General features: G+C 51.8%; 29 protein-coding genes. 17 read left to right on the top strand and 12 right to left on the bottom strand.

Going from position 1 to position 26,537, the window contains the following annotated elements:
• Positions 1–4: 4 nt before the first annotated feature.
• Entirely contained in the window at positions 5–991 is a 987-nt protein-coding gene (locus MLE19_RS03890; protein WP_240716743.1) for a hypothetical protein, read from the top strand.
• Between the two features lie 82 nt (positions 992–1,073).
• On the opposite strand, the gene MLE19_RS03885 is transcribed toward MLE19_RS03890, so the two are convergent.
• Positions 1,074–1,835, bottom strand: a complete 762-nt coding sequence (locus tag MLE19_RS03885) for an SDR family oxidoreductase (RefSeq protein ID WP_240716742.1) — start codon at positions 1,833–1,835, stop codon at positions 1,074–1,076.
• A gap of 179 nt (positions 1,836–2,014) precedes the next feature.
• Between MLE19_RS03885 and MLE19_RS03880 the strand changes: the two genes are divergently transcribed.
• The 4 genes from MLE19_RS03880 (at position 2,015) to MLE19_RS03865 (ending at position 5,750) form a co-directional block, all read left to right on the top strand.
• Positions 2,015–2,572 (top strand): FxsA family protein, encoded by a 558-nt coding sequence (locus MLE19_RS03880; RefSeq protein WP_240716741.1) that lies wholly within the window; start codon positions 2,015–2,017, stop codon positions 2,570–2,572.
• Between the two features lie 235 nt (positions 2,573–2,807).
• Positions 2,808–3,101, top strand: a complete 294-nt coding sequence (locus tag MLE19_RS03875; protein WP_240716740.1) for a co-chaperone GroES — start codon at positions 2,808–2,810, stop codon at positions 3,099–3,101.
• A gap of 83 nt (positions 3,102–3,184) precedes the next feature.
• A complete protein-coding gene (gene groL / locus MLE19_RS03870; RefSeq protein ID WP_240716739.1) occupies positions 3,185–4,828 on the top strand; it encodes a chaperonin GroEL in 1,644 nt (547 codons plus the stop codon).
• A gap of 190 nt (positions 4,829–5,018) precedes the next feature.
• Positions 5,019–5,750 carry an RNA methyltransferase gene (locus tag MLE19_RS03865; RefSeq protein ID WP_240716738.1) on the top strand — a complete coding sequence of 244 codons (732 nt, stop codon included), beginning with the start codon at positions 5,019–5,021 and terminating at the stop codon, positions 5,748–5,750.
• Positions 5,751–5,892: 142 nt separating this feature from the next.
• On the opposite strand, the gene MLE19_RS03860 is transcribed toward MLE19_RS03865, so the two are convergent.
• The gene (locus tag MLE19_RS03860; protein ID WP_240716737.1) at positions 5,893–7,236 is read right to left on the bottom strand and encodes a Na+/H+ antiporter family protein; all 1,344 of its coding nucleotides are present in this window, start codon (positions 7,234–7,236) and stop codon (positions 5,893–5,895) included.
• 207 nt (positions 7,237–7,443) lie between these two features.
• Here MLE19_RS03860 and MLE19_RS03855 point away from each other — a divergent pair, with 207 nt between their 5' ends.
• The 6 genes from MLE19_RS03855 to MLE19_RS03835 all read left to right on the top strand — a co-directional run bounded on the left by MLE19_RS03855 (position 7,444) and on the right by MLE19_RS03835 (position 12,289).
• Positions 7,444–8,838 (top strand): GntP family permease, encoded by a 1,395-nt coding sequence (locus MLE19_RS03855; RefSeq protein WP_240716736.1) that lies wholly within the window; start codon positions 7,444–7,446, stop codon positions 8,836–8,838.
• Between the two features lie 58 nt (positions 8,839–8,896).
• Positions 8,897–10,105, top strand: coding sequence for an MFS transporter (locus MLE19_RS03850; RefSeq protein WP_240716735.1), 1,209 nt, complete (start codon positions 8,897–8,899; stop codon positions 10,103–10,105).
• Positions 10,102–10,230 (top strand): hypothetical protein, encoded by a 129-nt coding sequence (locus MLE19_RS22995; protein WP_276322290.1) that lies wholly within the window; start codon positions 10,102–10,104, stop codon positions 10,228–10,230. The genes MLE19_RS03850 and MLE19_RS22995 overlap by 4 nt, the downstream gene beginning before the upstream one ends.
• Positions 10,231–10,366: 136 nt before the next feature.
• Positions 10,367–11,134: a DUF1538 domain-containing protein gene (locus MLE19_RS03845; RefSeq protein WP_240716734.1), complete on the top strand. Its 768-nt coding sequence runs from the start codon at positions 10,367–10,369 to the stop codon at positions 11,132–11,134.
• On the top strand, positions 11,131–11,946 hold the full coding sequence (umpB, locus tag MLE19_RS03840; RefSeq protein ID WP_240716733.1) for a Na,Li,K/H(+) antiporter subunit UmpB: 816 nt from the start codon (positions 11,131–11,133) through the stop codon (positions 11,944–11,946). The genes MLE19_RS03845 and umpB overlap by 4 nt, the downstream gene beginning before the upstream one ends.
• Positions 11,936–12,289 carry a P-II family nitrogen regulator gene (locus MLE19_RS03835; RefSeq protein ID WP_240716732.1) on the top strand — a complete coding sequence of 118 codons (354 nt, stop codon included), beginning with the start codon at positions 11,936–11,938 and terminating at the stop codon, positions 12,287–12,289. Before umpB ends, MLE19_RS03835 begins: the two co-directional genes overlap by 11 nt.
• A 46-nt stretch (positions 12,290–12,335) precedes the next feature.
• On the opposite strand, the gene MLE19_RS03830 is transcribed toward MLE19_RS03835, so the two are convergent.
• Genes MLE19_RS03830 through MLE19_RS03820 form a run of 3 tightly spaced genes read right to left on the bottom strand, consistent with a single transcriptional unit; the run spans position 12,336 to position 15,046 of the window.
• Entirely contained in the window at positions 12,336–13,259 is a 924-nt protein-coding gene (locus MLE19_RS03830) for a metal ABC transporter permease (protein ID WP_306420897.1), read from the bottom strand.
• A 17-nt stretch (positions 13,260–13,276) separates the two neighbouring features.
• Positions 13,277–14,104, bottom strand: coding sequence for a metal ABC transporter ATP-binding protein (locus MLE19_RS03825; protein WP_240716826.1), 828 nt, complete (start codon positions 14,102–14,104; stop codon positions 13,277–13,279).
• Between the two features lie 21 nt (positions 14,105–14,125).
• Positions 14,126–15,046 carry a metal ABC transporter solute-binding protein, Zn/Mn family gene (locus MLE19_RS03820; protein ID WP_240716731.1) on the bottom strand — a complete coding sequence of 307 codons (921 nt, stop codon included), beginning with the start codon at positions 15,044–15,046 and terminating at the stop codon, positions 14,126–14,128.
• A 160-nt stretch (positions 15,047–15,206) separates the two neighbouring features.
• On the opposite strand from MLE19_RS03820, the gene mntR reads away from it, so the two are divergent.
• Positions 15,207–15,686, top strand: a complete 480-nt coding sequence (mntR, locus tag MLE19_RS03815; protein WP_240716730.1) for a manganese-binding transcriptional regulator MntR — start codon at positions 15,207–15,209, stop codon at positions 15,684–15,686.
• 7 nt (positions 15,687–15,693) lie between these two features.
• Here mntR and MLE19_RS03810 read toward each other — a convergent pair whose 3' ends face one another.
• Together MLE19_RS03810 and MLE19_RS03805 are read right to left on the bottom strand one after the other, a co-directional pair.
• A complete protein-coding gene (locus tag MLE19_RS03810; RefSeq protein WP_240716729.1) occupies positions 15,694–16,371 on the bottom strand; it encodes an RES family NAD+ phosphorylase in 678 nt (225 codons plus the stop codon).
• Between the two features lie 11 nt (positions 16,372–16,382).
• A complete protein-coding gene (locus MLE19_RS03805) occupies positions 16,383–16,781 on the bottom strand; it encodes an MbcA/ParS/Xre antitoxin family protein (protein WP_240716728.1) in 399 nt (132 codons plus the stop codon).
• 191 nt (positions 16,782–16,972) lie between these two features.
• On the opposite strand from MLE19_RS03805, the gene MLE19_RS03800 reads away from it, so the two are divergent.
• From MLE19_RS03800 to MLE19_RS03780, 5 genes are all read left to right on the top strand, one after another.
• Positions 16,973–17,821 (top strand): MurR/RpiR family transcriptional regulator, encoded by an 849-nt coding sequence (locus MLE19_RS03800; RefSeq protein WP_240716727.1) that lies wholly within the window; start codon positions 16,973–16,975, stop codon positions 17,819–17,821.
• 331 nt (positions 17,822–18,152) lie between these two features.
• Complete coding sequence (locus MLE19_RS03795) at positions 18,153–19,190, top strand: TRAP transporter substrate-binding protein (RefSeq protein ID WP_240716726.1); 1,038 nt, start codon at positions 18,153–18,155, stop codon at positions 19,188–19,190.
• Between the two features lie 17 nt (positions 19,191–19,207).
• Positions 19,208–19,777 carry a TRAP transporter small permease subunit gene (locus tag MLE19_RS03790; protein WP_240716725.1) on the top strand — a complete coding sequence of 190 codons (570 nt, stop codon included), beginning with the start codon at positions 19,208–19,210 and terminating at the stop codon, positions 19,775–19,777.
• Positions 19,774–21,078, top strand: a complete 1,305-nt coding sequence (locus MLE19_RS03785; protein ID WP_240716724.1) for a TRAP transporter large permease — start codon at positions 19,774–19,776, stop codon at positions 21,076–21,078. Before MLE19_RS03790 ends, MLE19_RS03785 begins: the two co-directional genes overlap by 4 nt.
• A complete protein-coding gene (locus MLE19_RS03780; protein WP_240716723.1) occupies positions 21,078–21,782 on the top strand; it encodes an aspartate/glutamate racemase family protein in 705 nt (234 codons plus the stop codon). Before MLE19_RS03785 ends, MLE19_RS03780 begins: the two co-directional genes overlap by 1 nt.
• Here the strand turns inward: MLE19_RS03780 and MLE19_RS03775 are convergent.
• The 5 genes from MLE19_RS03775 to MLE19_RS03755 all read right to left on the bottom strand — a co-directional run bounded on the left by MLE19_RS03775 (position 21,779) and on the right by MLE19_RS03755 (position 26,511).
• On the bottom strand, positions 21,779–22,546 hold the full coding sequence (locus tag MLE19_RS03775; protein ID WP_240716722.1) for a DUF3750 domain-containing protein: 768 nt from the start codon (positions 22,544–22,546) through the stop codon (positions 21,779–21,781). The genes MLE19_RS03780 and MLE19_RS03775 overlap by 4 nt on opposite strands.
• Before the next feature lie 102 nt (positions 22,547–22,648).
• Positions 22,649–23,494: a fructosamine kinase family protein gene (locus tag MLE19_RS03770; protein WP_240716721.1), complete on the bottom strand. Its 846-nt coding sequence runs from the start codon at positions 23,492–23,494 to the stop codon at positions 22,649–22,651.
• A 221-nt stretch (positions 23,495–23,715) separates the two neighbouring features.
• Positions 23,716–23,979 (bottom strand): DUF2971 domain-containing protein, encoded by a 264-nt coding sequence (locus MLE19_RS03765; protein WP_240716720.1) that lies wholly within the window; start codon positions 23,977–23,979, stop codon positions 23,716–23,718.
• 128 nt (positions 23,980–24,107) lie between these two features.
• Complete coding sequence (locus tag MLE19_RS03760; protein WP_240716719.1) at positions 24,108–24,653, bottom strand: hypothetical protein; 546 nt, start codon at positions 24,651–24,653, stop codon at positions 24,108–24,110.
• A 379-nt stretch (positions 24,654–25,032) separates the two neighbouring features.
• The gene (locus MLE19_RS03755) at positions 25,033–26,511 is read right to left on the bottom strand and encodes an LA2681 family HEPN domain-containing protein (protein ID WP_240716718.1); all 1,479 of its coding nucleotides are present in this window, start codon (positions 26,509–26,511) and stop codon (positions 25,033–25,035) included.
• Positions 26,512–26,537 lie beyond the last annotated feature (26 nt).

The following is a 26,537-nucleotide window of genomic DNA, read 5'->3' as shown; positions in this document are numbered from 1 at the left end:
CTCGATGCATAAAATTATAACCTTCTGCTGGCTCGGCATAATGACTTCCGTCGCGGCGAACGCCTATGCCGAAGAGGAAGATAGCGACTTACCCGAGTGGGCTGAAGAGCGCGTAGAGCCGTTTCGCGAAAGTGTAGGCAACTGGGTCGATAACACCTCGCGCCGCATTGATGGCTTTTTTGGCACAGACGATCACATGCAGGCCAAGAACGAGTCTTATCTAAGGTTTGGTCAAGAAATTGACTGGATGGAGGGTGACGGCACCAGCGCCGATACCACCCTTCGCTACCGTATTGATCTACCTACCTCAGAAGAGCGTCTGCGGCTGGTCATCGAGAGTGACCCGGAAGAGTCGCAAGGCACGCTCGAAGAGCAAGGCTCAGGGCGGCTTGCTAATGATCAGCGCGACCGTCGTAGCTCCACGCTAGGCCTGGATTGGCTGGAGAGTCGCGACAAGCGCGAAAACTGGAGCAACCGAGTAGGAGCCGGTGTTCGCCTCCGTCTTCCTCTCGACCCCTACGTGCGTTTTACCAGTGAGCGACTGTGGCAGCTCGGCGAAGGCCCCTGGCAACTTGAATCAAACAATCGGGTGTCGTGGTTCAATAATGAAGGCTACTCTGCGCGTACGCGCTGGGATGTGGGTCGCCCTTTAAGCGAACGTCGTCACTTAAGGTTTATCACTACCGTTCAATGGCGGGAAGAAGAAGACACCCTTGAATACAGTGAAATTGCTGAAATCAATCACCGCATCAATCGTCGCAGTGCACTGCGCTATTCAGCGATTGCCATTGGTGAGAGCGCTTCAAATCCCCGCATGACCAACTATTTTCTGCAAACGCGGTACCGTCGCGACATCCATAAAGGCATCTTATTTGCCGACGTCATCCCGGAACTACACTTTCAGCGCGATGTAAGCTACGACCCTCGCTGGGCCATGACGCTACGTCTGGAAATGTATTTCCAGCGGGAAATTAGTCGCGACTATTTTTAGTGTCAGCCTGTTAATGAGGTTGGCGGGAGGTAGGCAGCGTTAGCTCGCCACCTCCCACCACAAATGCTCGCTCAGCGGCTTATCAAAGCCGCAGGCCGCCATCGCACTCAATGATCCGGCCGCTAAAGTAGTCGTTCTCCATAACAAAGGCGACGCTTTGGGCAATATTATCAGGCTCACCCAGGCGCTTTAGCGGCACATTTGATGAGATACGCTCCAACATATCAGGGCGCATCGCAGCAGTCATTTCGGTAGCAATGAACCCAGGCGCAACGGTGCCAGTGCGAATGCCATAACGCGCTAACTCCTGACTCCATGTAACCGTTAAAGCATGCACGCCCGCTTTGGCAGCAGCGTAGTTGCTTTGCCCCATATTGCCCGCCCGGGAAATACTGGAAATATTAACGATCACGCCTTCATGCCCGGCTTCAATCATCTGCGTAGCGGCTTCACGCCCACATAGAAAAACACCGGTCAAATTAACATTAATGACATTCTGCCAAGCTTCCAAGGACATGCGTTTTTCCACGCGCCCCTCTTTTGATTTCACCAGCAGTGCGTCCTGAGTAATACCTGCGTTATTAACACAGCCACTAATAGCACCCATGCGCTGTGCGATATCTGCAAATGCTTGGACTACTGAGTCTTCTTCAGCAACGTCCACCACAAACGCTTGTGCATCAACGCCTTCGGCAGAGAGCTTTGATACCGCTTGGTCCAACGCTTCAGCGCTCATATCTAACAGCGCCATTCGGGCGCCCTGTTTCCCCAAGCGTAACGCGACAGCATAACCTAGCCCACGCGCCCCGCCGGTAACCGCGATTACTTTATCGGTGAGTACCATTCTTAGCTCCTTACGGCAGTAATAATCAGCAGCATTGTGCATTGCAGCATAGAAGAATTATTGGCTTAAATCGAGCCTCATCACTCATACCACCTTTATCTCCAGGTGCTTGTTATAAGCATTTCTGGCACCATATTGTGCAATTATGACTGTGATAAAGCGGTTTTCTGGAGTTGACCATGCCCATTCTTGTTTTTATATCACTCTTCACTCTACTTGATTTTGTGGTTCTTTTTTCGATTGGCAGCCAGATTGGCCTACTCACCACCCTACTTTTAGTGCTCGGCACAGGTTTTGCCGGGCTACATCTTATTCGTAAAGAGGGTGTGTCAACTTTCGCCCGCGCTCGGCAGCGGATGCAGGCTGGGGAGATTCCATCCAGTGAGCTAATGACCGGCGCGGCACTTATTTTTGGTGGTGCCTTATTGATGGCGCCAGGCTTTTTGTCTGATGCGCTGGGTCTTGCGTGCCTAATTCCAAGTGCTCGTCAACTAATGTTTAAAGCACTTACCTGGTTAGGATTAAAAAAAATTGCGGGACAACAGCCAGGGCCAAACGGCTCGACGGCGCGCCCTCATGAGCATAGCGAGCAATTCGGTAGTGCTGATGAAGGTTCTCGCAATAGCGCTTATAAGGGCTCTCACAACGACTCACATAAGAGCTCTCAATCTTCGCAACAGGACGGCCCCATCGAAGGTGATTTTATTAGCCGAGACGAACCCTCACGTCGCCGATAAGGTTCTCTCTGGAAGAAAATCAGTAAAAAAAGCAATTTTTTATTACCCGCCCCCCTTGAAAGGCCATCCTCAGCCCCCATTTTTCTACCAGCACACAAATTCGGCAGCGATCTTGACGGTAGTTGCCATTAACAATGAAGACTGTGAGGTCTTCGCTTCTCGCGGGTTAAACCCACGAGAACCTTTTTAGCTAACCGCCCTCATCAGGGCTTTAACCATACTTAGGAGAGCGTGAATGAATATCCGTCCTTTGCACGATCGTGTCATCGTCCGTCGCGTTGAAGAAGAGCAGAAAACTGCAGGCGGCATCGTGCTTCCCGGAAATGCAGCAGAAAAACCAACACGTGGCGAAGTACTTGCCGTTGGTAATGGCCGCATTCTGGAAAATGGCGATGTTCGCCCCCTAGACGTTAAAGTTGGCGATAACGTGATCTTTAAAGATGGCTACGGTGTCGAGAAACAAAAAGTCGACGGCGAAGAAGTCTTGATCATGAGCGAAACCGATATTCTCGCGGTTGTTGAAGGCTAACAGTCGTTGTTGCTCAGGCTTTGCTAATGAGCGCTTCGATAATTTACTTTCACGTTTTGCATTTAATTTAGGAAGTAGCAGATATGTCAGCTAAACAAGTTAAGTTTTCAGATGATGCCCGTAAACGCATGGCGCGCGGTGTTGACGTTCTCGCCAACGCGGTAAAAGTAACCCTCGGCCCTAAAGGCCGTAACGTGGTACTGGAAAAATCATTCGGTTCCCCGACTGTCACTAAAGACGGTGTTTCTGTCGCCAAAGAAATCGAACTGAAAGACAAGTTCGAAAACATGGGCGCACAGATGGTTAAAGAAGTTGCTTCACAGACTTCTGACGCCGCTGGTGATGGTACTACTACCGCTACCGTTCTAGCCCAGGCAATTATTGCTGAAGGCCTGAAAGGCGTAACGGCCGGCATGAACCCGATGGATCTTAAGCGCGGTATCGATCAAGCCGTTGCTGCTGCCGTTAAAGAAATCAAGGCAATGTCTGTACCTTGCACCGACACCAAGTCGATTGCTCAGGTAGGTACTATCTCTGCTAACGGCGACAAGCGCATCGGCGAAATCATCGCTGAAGCGATGGAAAAAGTCGGCAAAGAAGGCGTCATCACTGTTGATGAAGGCCGTGGCTTTGAAGACGAGCTGGAAGTCGTTGAAGGTATGCAGTTTGACCGCGGCTACCTATCGCCTTACTTCGTCACCAACCAGGACACCATGACGGTTGAACTGGAAGATCCTTACATCCTGTTAGTGGATAAGAAGATCTCCAACATCCGTGAGCTGCTGCCGGTACTGGAAGCCGTTGCTAAGCAAGGCAAGCCACTGGCTATCATCGCTGAAGATATCGAAGGCGAAGCCCTGGCAACGCTGGTTGTTAACAACATGCGCGGTATCGTGAAAGTCGCTGCTGCTAAAGCACCGGGCTTCGGCGACCGTCGTAAATCCATGCTGCAGGATATCGCTATCCTGACCAACGGCACCGTCATCTCTGAAGAAGTTGGCCTGACGCTTGAGCAAGCGAACCTGGATCACCTGGGTACGGCTAAGCGCATGACCATGTCTAAAGAAAACACCACCATCATTGATGGCGCTGGTGCAGAAGGCGATATCGAAGCACGCGTTAACCAGATCCGCGCGCAAATCGAAGACACCTCTTCTGACTATGACAAAGAGAAGCTGCAAGAGCGCGTTGCCAAACTGGCAGGCGGTGTTGCCGTTATCCGCGTCGGTGCTGCTACCGAAGTGGAAATGAAAGAGAAGAAAGCCCGCGTTGAAGACGCCCTGCACTCTACTCGTGCAGCCGTTGAAGAAGGCGTTGTACCTGGTGGCGGTACTGCACTGGTTCGCGTTATGGCCAAAGTACAAGGCTTGACTGGCGAAAACGAAGACCAGAACCATGGTATCAACATGGCGCTTCGCGCTATGCAGTCTCCGCTGCGTCAGATCGTTTCCAACGCTGGTGAAGAGCCCGCCGTGGTTATCAACCGTGTGAAAGACGAAACCGGCAACTTTGGTTACAACGCACAAACCGGCGAATTTGGTGACCTGTTCGAAATGGGCGTTCTGGATCCGGCTAAAGTAACCCGTACTGCCCTGCAGTCCGCTGGTTCTGTTGCTGGTCTGATGATCACCACTGAGTGCATGATCGCTGAAGATCCGGAAGAGAAAGACTCAGCCCCTGATATGGGTGGCATGGGCGGAATGGGTGGCATGGGCGGCATGATGTAATGCACCCCTGAGCCCTCTGCTCAAGACTGCTAACTGCTGTTACTAGCTGACAAAGCAGTCATCAACAACCCCGCCTAGTGCGGGGTTGTTGCGTTTTAGGTCGATTGTTTTGCGCGGTTTGATCCCCCTATGTGCTGGGCTGGCGTGGTATCATCAGCGCGATTTTTTAAGCTACCGGGTTCATTAGCGCATGTTGCAGCATATCCGAATCGTACTCGTTCAGACCTTTCACCCAGGCAATATTGGGGCTGCCGCTCGGGCAATGAAGACCATGGGCTTAACCGAGCTGGTACTGGTTAACCCACGGATGTTTCCCGATGAAGAGGCGACACGATTAGCGGCGGGCGCTACCGATGTGCTCGAAAACGCACGCGTGGTTAGCTCATTAGACGAAGCGGTAGTTGACTGCATTCAAGTCGTTGGCGCCAGCGCACGCCTGCGCAGCCTGCCCCTGCCCCACTTTGACGAACCCGATGAGATGGCGGCAGACGTTATCCAGAATGCGCAAACGGCACCGGTGGCACTGGTGTTTGGCCGTGAGCGTTCGGGCCTAACGAATGATGAGATTCGCTGCTGCACCCACCAAGTGAGTATTCCCGCCAACCCGGACTACGGCATTCTGAATTTATCCCAGGCGGTACAGATACTGGCGTATGAAGTGCACCGCGCCTGGCGTAAAGGCAAAGAGAGCGGTTTTGCGTATCAGCGCCCGCTAGAGACAACGCCGCCCAGCCGCGAGCAGTTTCTACACTTTCAGACGCATTTAGGTCGCTTAATGCAAGAGAGCGGCTTTTTAACCCAGCCCCACGCGCGCACCGAGGAGCAGCTTCAGGCCCTCTTCGCCCGTGCTCAGCCCAGCCGCAAAGAGCTTTCGCTGCTGCGTGGGCTATTAAGTGCGTTTGAAAGCCACCTGCCTAAATGAGCTGGCGGCCCGAAACAACCTGCTGCGGGGGCGCTGTGAACCCATCCTTGGGCGCTACTTTCGCCATCCATGGCGAAAGACCCCCGCTTCAGGCTGATTTCGAACCAATGCTTTTATCGAACATTTAATCAATAATAATTAATCAAAGCATCATCGCAGCTAACCAGCCAAAGCCGACTAACGGAATGTTGTAGTGCAGAAATGTCGGCACCACGCTGTCCCACATATGATCGTGCTGGCGATCCACATTAAGGCCTGAAGTTGGCCCCAAGGTTGAATCCGAGGCCGGAGAGCCAGCATCACCCAGCGCCGCTGCGGTGCCCACCAGCACCACCGTCGCCATGGGCGAGAAGCCAAACTGAACTGCTAAGGGCACAAAGATGGCGGCAATAATGGGAATGGTCGAGAAAGACGAGCCGATACCCAGGGTAATGAAAAGACCGACCAGCAGCATTACCAAGGCTGCTAAACCACGGTTATCACCAAAGATCGCAAACGCCCCCGATACCAGGGCATCAATTTCACCGGTAGTTTTCATTACTTCCGCAAAGCCCGCCGCCGAGATCATGATAAAACCGATCAGCGCCATCATGCGCATACCGCTGGTAAATAGATCGTCTGCTTCGCGCCACTTAAAGATGCCACCCATTGAAAGCAGGCCAATCCCTACCAAACCACCCAGTATCATCGAACCGCTATACAGCTGCAGGCCGAGGGCTGCGACGATCGCTACCCCAGACATAACCAGCCCCAGCATATGGGGCTTAGCAGGCGCATGCGCTTCAGACACATTCGCGGCTATATCCTGCGCCTGATAATCACGGGGGCGTCGGTAACTCCATAGCAGCGCCACGATTAACCCAAGCGCCATGCCACCGACCGGAATGGCCATGGCCATCGGCACCATACCGCGGGTGATTTCCAACCCCAATGGCTCACCCGCACTGTTTAAATTGGCCAACAAAATATCGTTGAGAAATATCGCCCCAAAGCCCACTGGCAATAGCATGTAAGGCGCGGTTAGACCGAACGTTAGCGCGCACGCCACAGCCCGCCGGTCCAGCCTCAAGCGGTTCATCACGGTTAATAGCGGCGGGATTAACACCGGTATAAAGGCGATATGTACCGGAATAGCGTTTTGCGAAGAGATTGCCACCAGCAAAACCGCCGTTAGCAGTAACATTTTGACCCGCGCCTGATGTGCGGCGGTGGTCTCTTTACCCAGTAGAGTAATCAATCGATTAGCGAGCATATCCGGCAGTCCAGAGCGGGAAATAGCTACCGCGAAGGCACCCAAGGTGGCATAGGCCAGCGCCACTTGCGCACCGCCGCCCACACCTTCATTAAAGGCATCCAGCGTTTGCTCAAGCGATAAACCGCCCACTAAACCACCCACTAACGCACCCACCACCAGCGCGAATACCACCGAGACACGGGCCAGCGACAGTGCCACCATCACCAGCACCGCAAGAATTACTGCATTCATGGAAATCCCTAGAGCTATTAAGAGGTCATTAACGGCGAAGGGAGCGGATTTTAGCAGATTAAAACGGCAAACCTAAGACTAAGGTGTACCCCTCTTTGATTGCGACTTTAGTCGAGGCTCTCTTGCTGCATCGCACCATGCTGCCTACTATCCCCTATTTTACATAAGTTCGGCATTCACTACATTACCCCTCGCTTAGGAGCTCACATGAGCATACTTGCCATTATCATTTCCCTGCTGCTCTTGATGTTTCTGGCCTATCGAGGAATCTCGGTACTGCTGCTGGCGCCCCTTATGGCGAGTTTGGCAGTGCTGCTCTCGGGGGATGCCGCATTTTTGCTGCCGATCTACACCGATACATTCATGGGCGCACTGGGTAACTATGTTATCCAATTCTTCCCGCTGTTTTTATTAGGTGCTCTGTTTGGGCAACTCATGGCCGACTCAGGCGCGGCGCAGTCAATTGCCAACGGCATCGTAAAAAAGCTCGGCACTCATCACGTCGTCCTTACCGTGGTCATGGCCTGCGCAATATTGACCTATGGGGGCGTATCGCTGTTTGTGGTGGCGTTTGCCATTTACCCGATCAGCCGTGAGCTATTTCGTAGCGCCAATGTGCCAAAGCGCTTAATTCCAGCCTCCATTGCTCTTGGCTCATTCACCTTCACCATGACCGCACTGCCCGGTACGCCAGCAATTCAGAACGCAATCCCCATCCCCTATTTCGAAACCAACAGCTTTGCAGCGCCTGGCTTAGGCATTATTGCCGGGCTGATCATGCTTGGGCTGGGTACTTTCTACCTACAATCACGGGTTAAAAAAGCGGCTCACAACGGCGAAGGCTATGGTCAGCATACTGAGCGCGAAGTGGACGCCAGCGATGAAGATGAACCCAGCGCCGCTATGCCACTGCCGGTGGCCCTGATTCCGATATTGATGGTCATTGGCCTGAACGCACTGTTTACCTACGGGGTATTTCCAGCCATCGATTTAAGTTTTATTAGCGAAGAGTTTGAAAACGTTTCACCCTCTGGGCAAAGCGGGTTATGGGCCATACTCATCGCGCTACTAACGGCCTCTACATGGCTAATCATTACCCGCTGGAAGCATTGGCAGGATCTTAAAGCGAGTATCAATAAAGGCTGTTTAGGTTCGCTATTACCGGTTTTCAACACTGCTTCAGAGGTGGGTTACGGCGCCGTTATTGCCAGCATGGCGGGCTTTGCGATTATCCGCGATTCGGTGCTAACGGCTTTTCCCAGCAACCCTTTAATTTCAGAAGCCATGGCGATGAGCGTGCTAGCGGGGATCACCGGCTCCTCATCTGGTGGTCTCTCTATTGCCTTAGAGACCCTGGGCAGTGAATACCTAGCCATGGCGCAGGAAGCGGGGATTAATCCCGAATTGATGCACCGCGTAGCAACACTGGCAGCAGGCGGCATGGACACCCTTCCCCATTCGGGTGCTGTCATAACGCTGTTGGCCATTTGCGGCCTAACTCACCGTCAGTCCTACGCCAATGTGGCCATGGTCACCATCTTGCTACCGATTACCGCGCTGATTAGCGTGATTATCCTCGGCACCCTATTTGGCAGCTTCTAAAAGCCCACAACGCATGCGATAGTGAGCTAACTGTAAGCCTGCAAATAAAGAGAACACCATGGCTCACGTCCGCAATCACGCGCTGCTGCTGATAACCCTAGGAAGTTTAGTTATCTCCACCGCCATGGGGTTACGCCATGGCTTTGGGCTATTTATGGAACCTCTCAGCAGCGAGCTTGAGTGGGGACGAGGTGTGTTTGCCTTTGCGCTCGCCTTGCAAAACTTAGTATGGGGCTTATCGCAACCTTTTACCGGCGCCCTGGCTGACCGCTTTGGCGCGGCTAAAATTATCGTTGTAGGTGGCTTGCTCTACGCCCTGGGCCTGATGTTTATGAGTCTTTCCACCTCGGCACTGGGCATGACGATGAGCGCAGGGCTATTGATTGGCCTTGGCCTCTCTGGCACTACCTTTTCAGTCATTTTAGGCGCCGTAGGCCGAGCAGTGGCACCCGAAAAACGCAGCATGGCCATGGGCATTGTTAGCGCGGCAGGCTCGTTTGGGCAGTTTGCCATGCTTCCCGGCACTCTTGGCTTGATCGAATGGCTAGGCTGGGCGGCGGCGCTGATGGCAATGGCAGCGATTGCCACCATCATCATTCCACTGGGCGCGATGTTACGTGACACTCCCTCGGCCAAAACCGCCGCAGATTTAAGCCTTAAAGATGCGCTCAATGAAGCAGCGGGCCAAAAAGGCTTTTGGCTACTCTGTCTAGGATTTTTTGTTTGCGGTTTTCAGGTGGTATTTATTGCCGTACACCTACCCGGCTACTTATTTGATAAGGGCCTTGCCGTTCAGGTGGGCACCACCGTACTGGCATTAGTAGGCCTGTTTAATATTGTGGGCACCTATACTGCAGGTTGGATGGGTGGCATCTGGTCCAAACCCAAGCTACTAACGTGGCTCTATTTAATTCGCGGCGTGGTCATTACAGCGTTTGTGTATTTGCCGTTAAGCCCAATAAGCGCTTACGTATTTGGTATCGCCATGGGGCTGCTGTGGCTCTCCACCGTACCGTTAACCAACGGCATCGTGGCCTCCGTCTTCGGTGTTCGCCATCTCTCTATGCTGGGCGGCATTGTGTTTCTATTTCACCAGCTAGGCTCTTTTATGGGCGTTTGGCTGGGGGGCTATTTTTATGACCTCACCGGTAACTACGACACCGTCTGGCAAATTGCCATTGTGCTCTCGGTGGTGGCAGCGGCACTGCACTGGTTTATTAATGAGAAACCCCTTGAGCGCAACACATTAACCAAGGCGACGCCATGAACGCCGCCAAAGCAGTCAGCGTTCTACTATTAGCAGCCGCCCTGCTGGGTGGCTTGGTCTTCGCCTGGTGGGGCTGGCAAAACCTCGACTCTTCCCTGCTGCTATTTGGCAGTCGTCTTTGTTAGGTTTGATCTTCCTGCGCAGGATCAAGTTTCGAGTACTTTTTTCCCCTACACTTCTTTATCGATACCCAGCTTCTCATTAGATAACGCCGAATAGTTGGTCGTTAATATTTGCCCTCCCTGAAACGCGGAAGATTTAATGGATCTTTTGGTCTCTCTTGCCCGCCAATTAAAAGATAGCCTGCGGGACATCGCGCCGGTGGTATTGGTGATGGCGTTTTTTCAGTTAGTGGTTATCCGTCAACCACTGCCCGATTCCCTCGCCGTACTCGATCTGCTCTTAGGTTTGGTGTGTGTTGTAATTGGCCTGACACTGTTTATTAAAGGCCTTGAGCTGGGCCTTTTCCCATTGGGCGAGGGGTTGGCGCGGGCATTTGTAAAAAAAGGCTCGATCACATGGCTACTGCTGTTTGCTTTTGCACTCGGGGTCGGCTCTACCGTGGCTGAACCGGCGTTAATTGCCATTGCTGCCCGTGCTGCGGAAGTGGTGGCCCAAGGCGGTTTGATAAGCGATACCAGCACGGCACAAAGCAACTTTGCGTTTGCTCTGCGGCTGGTCGTTGCCCTTTCTGTTGGCACGGCTGTGGTCGTCGGCGTCGTACGTATCTTTAAAGGCTGGCCACTGCACTTAATCATCATTGGCGGTTACGTATTAGTACTGCTCTTAACGCTTTTAGCCCCTGCCGAAATGATCGGTATCGCCTACGACTCAGGCGGCGTCACTACCTCAACGATTACCGTGCCGCTAGTGACGGCACTGGGCGTTGGTCTCGCCTCTTCGATAAAAGGCCGCAGCCCGATGCTTGATGGCTTTGGGCTAATAGCATTGGCATCAGTGATGCCGATTATCTTTGTGCTGCTATTTGGCATTGTGGGCATTCACCTGATACCAGGAGTCGCGCCATGACCCTTATCGCTACGTTCTGGGGGACGCTGCTGGATATCCTGCCCATCGCTGCGATTATTTTCGGCTTTCAATATTTGGTGATTCGCAAACGTGTTAAGCGCTTGCCCCAAGTATTGGTGGGATTTTTCATGGTGTGGGTGGGGCTATCGTTTTTTCTGGTGGGCTTGGAGCAAGCGCTGTTTCCAATGGGCGAGCTAATGGCAACGCAACTGACCAACAGCGAGTTTTTGCCAAGCGTAGCAGAGGGCGCCCAGCGGCATTGGAGCGACTACTACTGGGTGTATATTTTTGCCTTTACGATTGGTGCCACCACCACTATTGCCGAACCTTCTCTGATCGCGGTATCCATAAAGGCAGGCGAGATTTCCGGCGGAACGATTAACCCCTTGATGCTGCGCATTGCTGTCGCCCTCGGCATGGCCTTTGGCATTACGCTGGGCACCTGGCGGATTGTGATGGGCTGGCCGTTACAGTGGTTTGTATTCGCAGCTTATCTGCTGGTGATTGTGCAAACCCTGCGCTCGCCGCGCGCCATTATACCGCTGGCCTTTGATTCGGGCGGGGTGACAACCTCGACGATCACGGTACCGATTATTGCCGCATTAGGGTTAGGGCTGGCATCCCAAATTCCTGGGCGCAGCCCCGTTATGGATGGGTTTGGCATGATTGCACTTGCCTGTTTATTCCCCATCATCACCGTAATGGGTTACGCCCAAATTGCTCAATGGCGCGCTACTCGGCAACGCTTAGCACCCGATATCACGCCATCGCGCAGCACGCTACTTGGTAAAGGAGATCACGATGCGCTTTAAACTGATTGTCGCCATGGTGGAAGATGATTTAACAGATGCCATTCTTGAGGCCGCACGCCAAGCGGGCTGCACTGGCGCGACGGTGATCAACAATGCTCGCGGTGAAGGGCTGAATAAAACTCACGGTATTTTTGGCATGGAGATCACCGCGAAGCGGGATATGCTGCTGTTTCTAGCAGAGGAGCACCGCAGCCGAAATATCCTTGAGGCAATTGCGCGGGTAGGAGAATTTGACGAAACCCCTGGCACCGGCATCGCTTTTCAGCTGGATGTTGAGGATGCCGTTGGAGTAAAAAACCAGATTCAATCCCTTTCCGAATCGGAAGATCAGACGCAGCCATAAGTTGCGTTGCGCCCTGCTCTGCTTTGTCCTAGCAAACACTGAGTTGCTAACCCATCCGCCAGCGACGCCACTGACGCAGCAGCAGCCCGTGCTTGGGCGAAAACAGCAATGCAATAAAGAACCAGCTGGTGGCAACCAGCACAATCGTGCCGCCAGAAGCGACATCCAGCACTACCGATAGCCACAGCCCTATCACCGCCGAGCTAACCCCCACCCCGACTGAAATCAGCATCATGGTTTTAAAACGGTCGGTCAGCAGGTGTGCCGTAGCGCCTGGGGTAATCAGCATCGCTACCACTAAAATAATGCCCACTGTTTCCAGACTCGCCACTATGGTGAGGGTTAACAGCAAGATTAACCCGTAGTGAATCACGCTGGTATTAAAACCCAATGCCTGGGCCTGCTGTGGGTCAAAGGCGTAAAGCAGCAGCGGCCGATAAGCGAGCCACACCACAAGCAGCGCAATGACACTGGCGACTAGCGTCAGCAGCAGCGCCGATTGCTGAACACCCAGCACGTTGCCAAACAGAATATGCATCAGGTGGGTGCTTGAGGCGATTTTACTGATAAGCACGATGCCCAGCGCAAAAGCGCCGGTGAACATAAGCCCCATGGCCGCATCAGATTTAATCCGGGTATGGCGTTCAATAGCACCAATACCCACGGAGGTCAGTGCACCGGTAATAAAGGCGCCGATAAAAAATGGCCAACCGAGCAGGTAAGCAATCGCGACCCCCGGCAGTACCGCATGAGAGATCGCATCCCCCAGCAGCGACCAGCGCTTTAGCACCACATAGCAGGATAAAATGCCGCAAATCGCGCCGACGAGGACAGACGTCAATAAGGCGCGCTGCATAAAAGCGTACTGGAATGCATCTGAAATGCTGCCTGGCAACAGATTGACAATCACCATCAGCGCAGCAATTAACCCGCTCACCAAGGCGTCGCCAAACAGGCCAAGGGCCTCCATTAGTTCTGCCACTTCATTTACCCCTGCGCTGCTGTAAAGGAGGATGCTTCAGCGACCTGCGCATCGTGTGCCGACTGCTCGATAGAACTTACCGCCAGCTCCGCTAATTTAGCATCGCTAAGCATTTCATCAGGTGAACCCACACCGCGAATAAAGCGGTTAATCAGCACCACGTGATCTACATGGCGGCGAGCACCGGGCATATCATGGGTCACCATAATCACCGTACGACCCGCCAACCGCTCGCGGGCCAGCACGTCTAAAATCAATCGTTCACTGGGCGGGTCCACGCCTGCAAGGGGCTCATCCAGCAACAGAATGCTGGCCTGCTGGGCAAGCGCACGGGCCAGTAGCACGCGTTTTTTCTGCCCGCCGGAAAGCGCGCCAATTGGGCGCTCAGCCAGCCCCAGCATATCTACCGCCTGTAGCGCTTCACGTACCGCTTCGGCATGGCGCCGGTCATACCAGCGAGAAGGCAGCAGGCGACGCCACAGCGGATCATTGCGCATATGTCCGTAGCGACCGCCCATGACGGTTTCCCATACCGAAACAGGAAAGTCCCACTCAATCGCTTCTCGCTGAGCCATATAAGCAATATGCCCTGCCTTGCGATGGGTAGAGATCGGCTGATCAAAAGCCTGCACAGAGCCGCGCAGCGGTTTCATGCTGCCGGTCAGCACATGAAACAGCGTCGATTTACCCGCACCGTTCGGGCCTACAATGGCGGTCCATTTGCCTGCGGGGAACTGCAAGTTAATGTTTTCCAGCACGGGCTGGCGCTGATAAGCCGCGTAGAGCCCTTTAATATCAATCGCTACAGCCGCTTGGCCCAACGTGGTTGACATGAACGTGGTTGCCATGATCGTTTACTCGGTTGCCAACGTTTGGCGCAATAACTCAACGTTGTGGCGCATCATGGTGAAATAATCACCCGCTTCACCACTTGGCTCACTTAGTGAGTCAACATATAAAGGCCCCGCCACCTTGACGCCGGTATCTCGCGCCAAGCTCGTTACATGGCGGTCAGAAATGGTGCTTTCCCAAAACAGAGCCGCGGGTTGGCGCTCATTGATCATATCCACCACGCGCATTAGCTGGCGGGGTGAACCTTCGGTTTCGGCATTGGTACCCCAGATGCCATTGTGTTCAAAATGGTAGGCATCAGCGAAATACAAAAAGGCAGCTTCACTACTAAGCAGAACGCGACGCTCATCAGGTATCGCTTCTAAGCGCTCTTGGAGTTCAACATGGAGCGCATGCAACTCTTCTTTTAACGCCTCTGCACTCTGCTGGAACTCTTCAGCCCGTTGGGGAAGTAAATGCTCAAGCTCATTAGCAACCACCTGCACATAAGCGGAAACCGCACGGGGATCCATCCATAAATGAGGATCCACATCGCCTTCCATATCACCGGTGATAATCGTTTGGGTTGGGTAGTCAGAGGCTTCCGCCACCGCAATCACGGGTGTTCGATCGACGACCGTCGATTCAACCTGATGCATCCACTGCTCTAACTGATAACCGTTGTAAAACACCACATCAGCATTTTCCAGACTGGCGAAATTACCCGGCGTTAACTCCCATTCGTGCACTTCAGCACCAACAGGGGTCAATACGCTAACGTTGGCGTCTTCGCCTGCCACTCGGGCAACAATATCGCCCAGTACCGAGAATGTGACGGCAACATTTAAAGGAGACGGCGCTGAATCCTCCGCCTGAGCAGTTGCCATTGCAGCGCTTAGCCACAGCGGTAGACTCAAGGCCATACAAAGATTGCGCTTGCTCATTTTTACTCTCCTTTATTACGTTCCCGATAAGTAGACTGTAGCTCAACAAGAAAGCACTGTGCAAACAGTTTAGCCTTGGCTAACAATTATGCGCAAAAATAAGCTACTATCCACACAGCGATCCAATGATTATTACCATTACCTTCGATATAATTTGCCAATGACTGATTCTAATTCGCAAGCTTCATCGTCCGCCCCAAGCATCCCTGGAGATGCCCTACCTCCCGTGGAGCAGCATGCCGTTCAGTATGCAACGGTACGAAATGCCCACGAAACCGAGTTGATTGAAGATTACGTTGAGCTGATTGGCGACCTGTTGAAGCACCGCGGTGAAGCCCGGGCGGCAGATATCGCCAACCGTATGGCGGTAAGCCAAGCGACAGTGTCGAAAATGATTCGCCGTTTAAATGAGTTGGAGTTGGTGACCAGCAAGCCCTACCGCTCACTGTTTCTAACCGAAGCTGGCCAAAAAATGGCGGAAACATCCCGCGCGCGCCACGATATTGTGCTGCATTTCTTGCGTGCGCTTGGCGTTAAGGATTCCACGGCACGCATTGACGCAGAAGGTATGGAGCACCACGTGAGCGATGAAACGCTAGCCATTATGCAGCGCTTTACCGAACAGCAGCAGAATAGCTAAACGCTGATCATCGCCGAGAAAAACGTAGATGGTTTACCTGGGTAATAGCACCGTTCCAAATCATCTCCAAGTGGGTGGTTTGGATAATGTCGGCCACGTTGGTGGGCGTCATCAATGCCCAACAGTTTGCATTGAGCTTGCGAACAGAGTGGTAGCGAAGCCCGTCCATAGATCGCCGAACGTCATCACCGAATGGCCGCGAGACTGAGTAATCATCCGGCGCATAAATAGCATGGTCGATAGGTAGCGCCAGCGCGTCGCCCAGTCCCCCTTCATCAAATATTGCCTTTAAGCCACGAAAGACAAATCGCTCGTAGTGCAACTCTGGAACATTTTGCCAATACACTTGCTGGTGATGCTTTACCTCCGCAATGGCCGTTTCAAGCGTATCGGCTAAATAGAGCACCCCGAAGCTGCCGTCACTAAATCGAGAGCCTTGTGGATTGACATGGGTAAACGGCGCAACCACATAGGAGCAACCACGAATACCAAACGGTATGCGCTCCGGCGGGAGCAACGCCAAATTACCGACTTCATTCTGTAACCGCGGATTGGTTAATGCTTGCAGAGCATGCAGTGCGGCAAACTCTTCAGCACTTGCCACATCATCGAAGAGATCAATCGGTGGAAACTTGCTATTAACCAAGCGATAGCCCGTCACTTCCCGAGCAGGCAACTTCTTCACATCAGCGGCCTTTACCACTGACCACCTCGCAGGCTATCGACGCGCTTGAACGTTTCGTAGAGCGCGGCAAAATCCCCTGATCCCATAATTTCCAGTGGAGTGCGGCCATTAAAGTAAGGGTTATGGTTAATCATATTAACGAACCCATACAGGTTCTCTGGATTATCAAAGATCACCCGTAGCGACGCGTGGATATTAAGCAAGTAGCTGATCCGGGTAAGCTGATCGCTATCCAGTTTAATCTCGTCAATATCGCCCCGCCGGGCACGGGCGTAGGTGCTATGGGAAACCCGTAAGATCGCCTCGCCCTGCTCGCCAGACGCACGCCATTTATCCAAAATCCGCACCGCCGCTTTTAAACCCGCTGCAGCCGCTGCTCGGTTTTGAGCAATGTTTTGTGCCGTTTGCATTGCGACTCCTCTCCTGCTCACTACAAATGCTTTTTAGCCTTCAAATACTTTTTTAATTCTCAAATTCTAATCATCTGCAAACACAATAATAGCATAATAGTATCTGCAAATAATTTCAGCATCATCTTTTATTGTTGCTCAATGCAGCATCAGCATTCATTATTTATGAAACTGAGATTTCAGGAAGAACAATGTCGACCATCGCCAAGGAACGCTCGTTTCTAACTCGCGTGCGCAGCGCCCTGCCCACACTTCACCCTGCGGAACGGCGGTTGGGAGAATTCGTGTGTGATTTTCCTGGTGAATTAGCCAGTTACGATGCCCAAGAGCTCGCTAAATTTGCCAACGTTTCTAAAGCTACCGTGTCGCGTTTTGTGCGGCGGTTAGGTTATGAAAGCTATGAGGCAGCCCGCAAACATGCCCGCGAAGAGCAAACCACCGGGTCCAGGCTTTTTCTTCCTTCATCTGACGCGCGCAATGAAGAGCACTCCCTTGCCAGCAATCTTGAGCAGGGCAAAGCCAATCTAGACCGAACCTTTGCCACCATTACCCAGGCGGAAGTCGACGATGTTGCCCGCACTATTTTAAGCGCCCGTAAAACATGGGTGATTGGCTTTCGCGCCAGCCACTCGTTCGCTGATTACTTGCGCTGGCAGTTAACCCAGGTAGTTGAGCAGGTAACCAGCCTGCCCGGTGGCGGCGAAACCCTAGGGGAGCAGTTGGTTAATTTCATGCCGGATGATTGTGTCATTATCTTTGGCCTGCGCCGCCGCATGGCGCTGACCGAACAGCTGCTTGCCCACGCCAAAGAGTGCGGCACCAAGCTACTTTATATTACCGATGAAGGGTTAAACGTAGAACCGAGCGCCACTTGGCACTTTCGCTGCCACACGCTAGCTACCGGGCCACTATTCAACCATACCGCTGTGATGGCGCTCTGCCACTTGCTTGCAATGCGCACCATTGAATTAGCAGGCGATGCCTCCCGCTCGCGTTTACGCCGTATCGAAACGCTGAATGATCGCTTTGAAGAGCTTTGATGATGGGCTTTGACGAAGAGCTTTGACAATCGTTACAGGCGATCACAAGCACCTAGATAGCGCACAAGATTCCCCTTTTGCACTCTTAATGTGCGCTTTGGTTACACCCCCATAAGCCCGTGCAGCGCCACTAATCATCACAATCAATTGATTTCAATATGAAACTACAGTTTCTTATTGATTATGGCATGAAATATGGATCTACATAACAAACATTGCACTGTCATTCAGCTATCTAGATTACTGCGTCTAAATAACTGCATGCGAATCCATCTATGCCACACCACCAAGTAAAAATCTGAGCGTGGTAAAACTTCAAAGGGAAACCGACATGTTAAAGCGTACCGCTCTACTCACCGCCATCTCCACCGCGCTAATGGTATCCACCGCCCAGGCGGAAACCATTTCGCTGAAAGTGCTTGGCCAACCCGCAGGATCTGGGCTTATCGCGCAAAACAAAGAGCAACCCTTCTTTGAAGCACTTGCCGAACATAGCGGCCTTGATGTGTCGGTTCAGTACATTCCGGTGGATGTGGCTGGCATTCCTGACACCGATGGGCTTCGCGTACTGAACTCCGGGCTGTTCGACATTGTTTCGCTACGCGGCCCCCAAGTAAGTCGCGATGAACCCTCCATCCTGGGTCTGGATTTGATTGGCCTGAATACCAGTTTTGAAGCCGGGCGTAATAACGTCAATGCGTTTTATGACTATGTGGATTCCCGCCTACAAGAGCGCTTTAACGCCAAACTGCTCGGCGTATGGCCAGCAGGCCCCCAGGTGATTTTCTGCAGCGAAGAGATATCCGGCTTAAACGATCTGCGCGGCCTACGGGTTCGTGTGGGCGACCAGAGTGCGGCTAACTTCGTTGGCGAGCTGGGCGCTACCGGCATTTCCATGCCCTTTGGCGATGTACAGCAAGCGCTTTCACGCGGAGTAGTCGACTGCGCCATTACCGGCCCGGCTTCCGCTAACTCTGGCGGCTGGCCCGAAGCAACTAGCACCGTGCTGCCCATTGCGCTGCAGTTAGCGATCAATGGCTATGCCATCAATATGAACACATGGAACCGCTTAACGGAGGAGCAGCAAACCCAATTGGAAGAGGCGATCGCCACCCTTAGCGACGATATTTGGCAATACTCCGAAGAGCTATATGAAGACGCCATGCGCTGTAATGCTGGCGAATCACCCTGCGAGTTTGGCACCTCTTACTCTCTTACCGAAGTGCCTGTTTCAGAGGCAGACCTAGCCACCGTAACCGCTGCTGTTGAGGAAGTTTCGCTGCCGATTTGGGCCAGCCAGTGCAACGCCGTTGCTGCTGATTGCGAAGCCGCCTGGCGTGACACCGTCGGCGCTCAGTTAGGCCTATAAGACTCGAGGAGAGGAAGATGACGACCTACTCCCGCATTCTTGGGATCATTTTCGGCAGCGTAATGTTACTGCTGGCGATATTGATCACCCTCGAAACGCTGATCCGCAAGTTCTTCTCGCTGTCACTGGGCGGGGTGGATGAACTGGGTGGCTACGCCATTGCCATCGCCGCGCCGCTGGCCTTCTGTGTCGCCATGGTGGAGCAGTCGCATATTCGCATCAACTTGCTGCATATGCACCTTCCCACCGCCACTCAGGCGGTATTCAATGCACTGGCAGCCCTTTCCATGGGGCTGTTAGCAGCATTCTTGCTCTACTTCACGGTGCAGACCGTACTGGATACACAAATGTATCGCTCTATAGCTCAAACTCCCTGGGCGACGCCGCTGATCTACCCGCAGGCCATCTGGTTAATCGCCATGTCGGCATTTAGCGTGGCTGCTGCGCTGCTGTCAGTCAAAGCATTACTGCTGCTGGTTAAACGCGATTGGAAAACCCTTAATCGTCAATTCGGGCCAAGCTCGGCAACCGATGAACTAGCGGCAGAGCTGGCAGACCTTGAGCAGCGCGAAGGGGGCAAGTTATGAGCATTCCGCTGATTATTGGCGCGTTTTTAGTCATGCTCGCGCTGATGCTTCTGAGCTTGCCAGTCGCAGTGGCCATTCTGTTTGTAGGCGTGTTAGGCGGCTATTTGATGTATGGCGCCCCCCTGGTAGACATGATGGGTGGCGTGGTTTGGAGCAGTTTAAATAGCCCCTCCATGCTTGCGATACCGCTATTTATGCTGCTGGGAGAGTTGCTACTGCGGGGAGGCATTGCTGACCGTATGTATGCCGCCTTAGCGGTTTGGTTTAACAAGCTCCCCGGCGGCTTGCTACATACCAATATCGCTACTTGCACGCTGTTCTCCGCGACCTCTGGCTCGTCAGTCGCTACGGCTGCCACGGTGGGCACCATTGCACTCCCGGCGCTTCATCAGTACCGCTACCCGATTCGCCCTTCGCTTGGTTCTTTAGCAGCGGGCGGCACACTAGGCATATTAATTCCACCTAGCATCAACCTGCTGGTGTATGGCCAGTTAGCCAACACCTCGGTTAGCCAGCTGTTTGCAGCGGGGTTAATACCTGGGATTACCCTTGCGCTGCTGTTCTCTGCGTACCTGTTTATTGCTCACGGCAAGGCAGGCAATGCGTCGCTGGTAGAGGTGGATGTTTCTTTAAAAGAGAAACTCTCACTCTCCAAGCACCTGATTCCTCCCGTGGTGATTTTTGGCGTAGTGATGGGGAGTATTTACGGCGGTTTGGCAACCCCGACTGAATCAGCCGCCATTGGCGTGGTGATTGCCTTAGCATTTATTGTCGGTGGTGGAAAGATGAGCCTAGATCTACTCATTCACTGCTCGCTTCAGGCAGCCAAAACCTCGGGCATGGTGATTATCGTATTGATGTGCGCCTTGCTGCTTAATGTGACCATTTCAATGCTGGGGGTAACCCAGGCGCTTACGCAGTGGGTTGCCTCGTTTGGTCTTACCGCTGTCGGCCTGCTGCTGGTACTGCTGGTGTTCTACGTGATACTCGGCACCTTTATGGATGCGATGTCGATGCTGGTACTCACCGTACCTATTACCGTGCCCATGGTAATGGCGGTGGGCATTGACCCTATCTGGTTTGGTATTTTCATCGTCTTGATGTGTGAAATAGCACTGATTACCCCACCGGTAGGCATGAACCTGTTTGTGGTTCAGGGTGTGCGGAAAGATGGCGGCAGCTTTAATGACGTGATTTGGGGTTCAATGCCCTTCGTTGGCATTATGGCGCTGTTTACCCTGGCGATTATGGTTTGGCCCGGCATCGTTATGTGGCTACCCGACTTACTGGCGGGGCGCTAATGAGCCATCACCAAATTCAAGTGACAGAGCCACCGCGGATTTTAATTATCAATCCCAATACTAATAGCACTGTCACCCAGAGCATTCGCGAACTTGTGCTTCGTATCACCCCACCAGGCGTAATAACAGAGGTCACCAGCCCTGCTCACGGGCCCTACGCGATCGAAACCGAACAGGACAAAGCCACCGCAATTCAGCACGTGCTAACCCTGATTGAAAAACGCAATGCGGATGGGTTTTCGGGCTATATCATGGCGTGTTTTGACGACATTGCCATTGCCAACATCCGCCAGCTTACCCAGGCACCGGTGATCAGCTTAGCGGAGGCAGGCATTCGATACGCAGCAGCAAGTGGCGGCCTGTTTACAGTGATCACTACCTTTGTTAAAGCGGTGCCCACTATTGAAGCGCTTAGCGCCACTTACGGGCTGAGCGAACGCTGCCGTGTCGTTGCGACCGGCCTTGGGGTAGCCGATACCGCTGCACAAACCGAACATGCTGAAGCCCGGCTTCACGACGCTATTCAAACGGCTATCAAGTTAGACGCCCAAGCCATTGTGTTGGGCTCAGGTGCATTTGCAGGGCGCGCTAAAGCACTTCAGGCACGTTACCGTATCAATGTAATAGACGGTTTCGAGGAAGCGCTGAGCTATGTTCTTAAACCGACACAGGTTATTAATCAGACCCAGGTTAATAAACACTAATCCACATTGCCCGCCACGCGCGCGGGCATTCCCAACCGCCCTATACCCGGCAATTTCAAGGCGGGGCGCATCACATCAACACCAAAGCTCAAGCCTAACAAGTTAAGCTCAATGCCCTCCTCTTTTGCCAGCATAAGACCCAACACGCCACCAAGAGAGAGCTGGTAACCCGTACCACTGGGTGTTGGCGCAACGACGCTGCCAAATAAAAAGTCTTTCCCAACCGCCGTGGCCGGCAGTGCCACATCAAAACCTTCAACTTCACGGGCAACCCAGGCAATAAAGGTATTGCTGTTGGGCCCTGGCCATACGCGATAACGCTCCGCACTTGGGTAGCGTTCTGACGCCTCAAGAATCTCGGGTATCAGCGCAGCGGCTGCATCACCACGGTAATCCGCAAGCAGCATGGGGGCATTACCAAACCAAGCGCGGTCGGGCATATCGATGACATTGACGATGGTAGGACGACGCCAGCTCATTACCTGAAGAATGCGGTAATCAGGCTCCCCTTCTGGCTTAAACGCAATCCAAGGATGCACACCAAAAGCACCGCGCCAGTTGTAAGCATTCGCAGCATACACTTGCACCACTGCCTCGCTAGAACTCTCGGGCAAGGGAGCTAAGCCTGCGGAGGTGCGATCAAGGCTAGACCAATGCACATCTGTCGCAATGGTACCGCTCGCCAGCATCCAGGCAGGGCCCGCTAATAGCAGCGCCAAAAGTGCCACAAGGCATAAAAGCCAGCGTAATAATGATCTGATCATAGGTGGTTATGTATCCATTGCCTGCAAAGTAACTCGACCTTGCGCACACGTAGCAGTAAGCCCTCTGCCAAACGAGAGGTAATAAAAGTCGAGCTAGTGGTACTAAGCTTGGTAAGCCTCTAGCCCAATCACCGCGTTCTCCAAAGCCGCTCGATAACTTCCTCCAAACAGGAGCAGATGATTAAGCAGCGGGTTAAGCTGGAACAGCGCCTCTCGCCTTGGCCAATCTGCGGGCGCGTTGCCATTCCAGTATGCTTCAAAAAACGCCTCACCGGGTGATCCGAAGAGGGTTAACATCGCCAAATCGACCTCTGGAAAATGGCGATAGACAGCGGGATCAATAACCGCGGCCCCTTGGGCAGTGCATAGCACATTACCCGACCATAGATCACCATGCACCAAACTAGCGGGAACATCTGGCAGCCAGCTTTCAAGCCCATGGGCGATAGTTTCAAGGCGTTGCCGCAAGGCATTACCCAGCAGCCCCTTGGCAGAGCAAACATCAATTAACGGCAGCAAACGCCGCTCGCGCTGAAAAACACGCCCATCCCACAACGGCGTATTCGGTTGAGGGGTTCGCCCACAAGCGTTGTCATGGGGCCAACCGTAATCTTTGCCAGTGACCCCATGCAGCCTACGCAGCCCCTCCCCCAATGACTCAGCGCAGCCATGCCGATAGGAAACTGTTTCCAACGCCTTCATAACCAGCCACTCACCCTCTTGGGCGAGCACCGCTGGGATAATCAAGCCACTGTTAGCACTCGCGAGGGCTCGTAACCCATCTGCTTCACCCGCCAGCCGAGCTGGGTTATCCCTCTTTACCACTACCTCACCAGCATCCGTGCCTAACCGGTAGGTAGCGGCACTATCTCCACCGCTTAGGGGTGAAAGCGCACCTTGGGGGATGAGCCCGGCGTCGTTAAGTAGTGTTTTGAGTGTACTGTTCATAGTGAGACCTCCGTTAACCAAGGGTAACTGGAAATCTCATTGAGTTCATGGGGTTAATTTGGGGATTAACAAACCAGCATTTTGTGTATTTCAGCTATCGGCCAGAAGCTGACTTTTAGAGGTCACTGACATTATGCTTTAACGCTGGGCGTGAGCGGAGGCGTCCCCAGAGTCGCCGCGAAGCGCCGCCATGCATCTCCGCCGCCCGCTCAACGCCGTTGTTAGACTTCTTCGAATGCAATATCGAACGAAGCGTCACTTCTTTTGGCTTGGAAAGCTTGTGCATGCGGGATGTGTTCCACGACGGCCTCCAGAACGCGACCTCTGTCCTCGTTGGTCATGCGGCAACCGAGGTACACCGCTCCAAATACGCTGGGGTGCTCGTTAAGGAGAGTGTAGCCATCGCCCGGTGGCTCGTTCAGTAGCGGCATATGAACACGCCACTCTTTTTCATATGCCCAGTCCGAGTGTTTGGTAAAGGCCATATCCCAGCTCAGAGCAGTCAGATTCAGCGGCTTCTCTCCCGTCAGGTGGCGGAATACTGTCCAAGGGAGGGAAACTTTGGGAATTGCCTTGAGTAGTCTACTCGCCGTGCCTGGCCTTGTTAGGCAACTTAGTCGAATAGGCGGTCGTTCTGCCATAGTTCGCACATTTTTTGTTTTATGACCTCGACCTTCCCCCATAGCTCATTGAGCTGATAAGTTTGTCCAAAAAGCTGAATACTGAGCTCTTTTTCTATCCCTTCGCCCGCATTTTCCGGTGCAAGAACCACTGCGACTATGAAGCCCGTTAAATAGGAAGGGGGCAAGCTCCAGACGTGCCCTATTTGCAGCCCGCTGCCATCGTTAATTTGAAGGCGTTCATCTAGCTCACCTTCGTGAACAATCGATGTCCGTCCAAACTTGTAGATGGCGGTAGGAAAATCAACACCATCCACATTGATACCCTTGAAAACGTTATTTGTAGCCACGCCGCTTATTAGGGCTTCCTCATCAGAGATGAAACTCTTAATACGAGAGCCGACACCATCTTTAGATCGTCGTTTCTTCGCAGTCTTGTCGATGGCAGGAAACAAATGAACGAACGAGCCTTCATAGTCCTTGTCAGAAAAAGCTTCTATACTTTTCTTGATCCTGCGACTTACTGATGTTGGAGCCATAACTATTGCCTAACAGGTATTAGACTGCCTATCTTATGATTAAATGAACGCGCTGGCACTTTTTTCCGGCAAATGCAGCCTGCCAGATTCTCCCAAGCCTATGATCCTTAAATTTATTAATTTCCATTAGGCTATATAACCAAAATTCGCGCTCTTGCTGTATTGCCACGAATGGCCGCTTTGGATCAATAGCACCTAAGAATGAATATTCCTGTTTCGGCCAAGAGCGGTCTTTTATGTAACACTGATATAACGCCTCCTTACGGAGCAAATTTCCGCTGTCACCTTTTTTGTTAAAAGACCGTACAAAAGCACCCATCAGAAATTGGCTCGGTAAACCGTTGTTATAGACTTCTCGCTAAATGTAAACACTTAACTGTTACTCATAAAAGCGTTCGATTGGCAATGATTGTATAGGAATGGATACCTTTTCATTATCTATATTTCTTATTTCCTCTTCCCTATGCATAGCAAGAGACAAATATACCAAGGCTTCTCTTGCCATTGACATGATTTTTATAGTTTTTAAATGAAACTCATCAATGCTTATATAGGAATGGATGTCAGTATTTTTAACCGGAGCTTCATAAGTTTGCAAGCTCAAATACCTATGCTCGATACGATTCCTTAATGCAGCTAAGTCTTTCGCTTCTGGCAAAGCCACATCATCAAAATCGTCATCAAAAAGATCTTTAGATAAGTAGTAAAGTCCTCGTAGAGGCCAATTTTGGCTTCCAGCAAAGCAAGAGTTAATTTCGAAATTTTTACTTTCCCTTTGACCCCATATTTTTCTAAAACTAACAGCACTTATTTTTAATCCAACTTTGTAATAATCGTTCAAGAAAAATGCCACTTTATCAAATATCGAATATGCCAAACGAAAAGCTACCTTTAGCTGTTCAACTCTATAGTTAAACTGAGCTCCATCGAAACCATCCATCAGAAGTACGTTTATGTCTGAGGCATGTTCGCTATAATAATCGAGCGACTCAAAGAGCATAAAACGTGCAGTAACATACTCTTGCTTCATAATATTGAAATAATTTGGAAACCGAGCTTCCTCATCAAGGTTATACGTGTGACTTGGAAGATGAAGAACATCTTTAGCAGAAGCAGAAAGTTTAGTAACATCGTTCAATGGCGATAAAAAAAGATTATTATCTAAACACCATGTGCGATATTCTACTTCTTTTCTGTTATCCCCAACTGGCCATTGGTTTAGATCAAAATCAACGCTATATTCGATTCTTTCTAGATACTTTTCAGCACTAAGGCATTTTTTCCTAAATGATTCTTCAGCTTCAGGATGCAATCCGCTGTCCCAAAGAGCATCATTTGAAATTGCCCCCTTGAGTTCATCAACAGCATGAGCAACCAAAATGCCTGCATGACCATAGTCATAAAGAGCATGAGCATAATCGGTAAGGCCGACTCCTTTATTTCCAAGAGCCATAGCAAAATTAGGCATTAAATAAAGTGCGTAATCCCAAGCTTTAATTGCTTCTATAAATCTTCCAAATTGATTAAGACTATTTCCTAGATTTGTATAAACTTTACATTGAATTATAGAATCTAAACTAGGGAATTTTGGGTCAGAGACAGCTTTTCGTAAATTCAATATTTCTAGAACTTTTTCACTTTGATACCAACTCCAAGCATATTCAGGATCATGAGATTTTAAAGCAGCTAGTGAGCTATAAATATTTGCCTTATAGAAAAGAGCTATAGGCCTTAAATGAGGATCTTCAGACTCTATCATAGAGTCACACTTTTCCATCAATGCAGTCAGAGCAGATACATTTTTGCTCTCAGCCGCCGAATCTATCTCTACACCAAGAGCATCTAATTTGCTACTCATTTGAGTCACCATGAACGATATTAATT

The organism is Vreelandella neptunia, from assembly GCF_022489065.1.
Lineage (GTDB): Bacteria > Pseudomonadota > Gammaproteobacteria > Pseudomonadales > Halomonadaceae > Vreelandella > Vreelandella neptunia_A.
The sequence above is the reverse complement of the archived record's forward strand: the minus strand, read 5'-3'. Positions and strand labels throughout refer to the sequence as shown.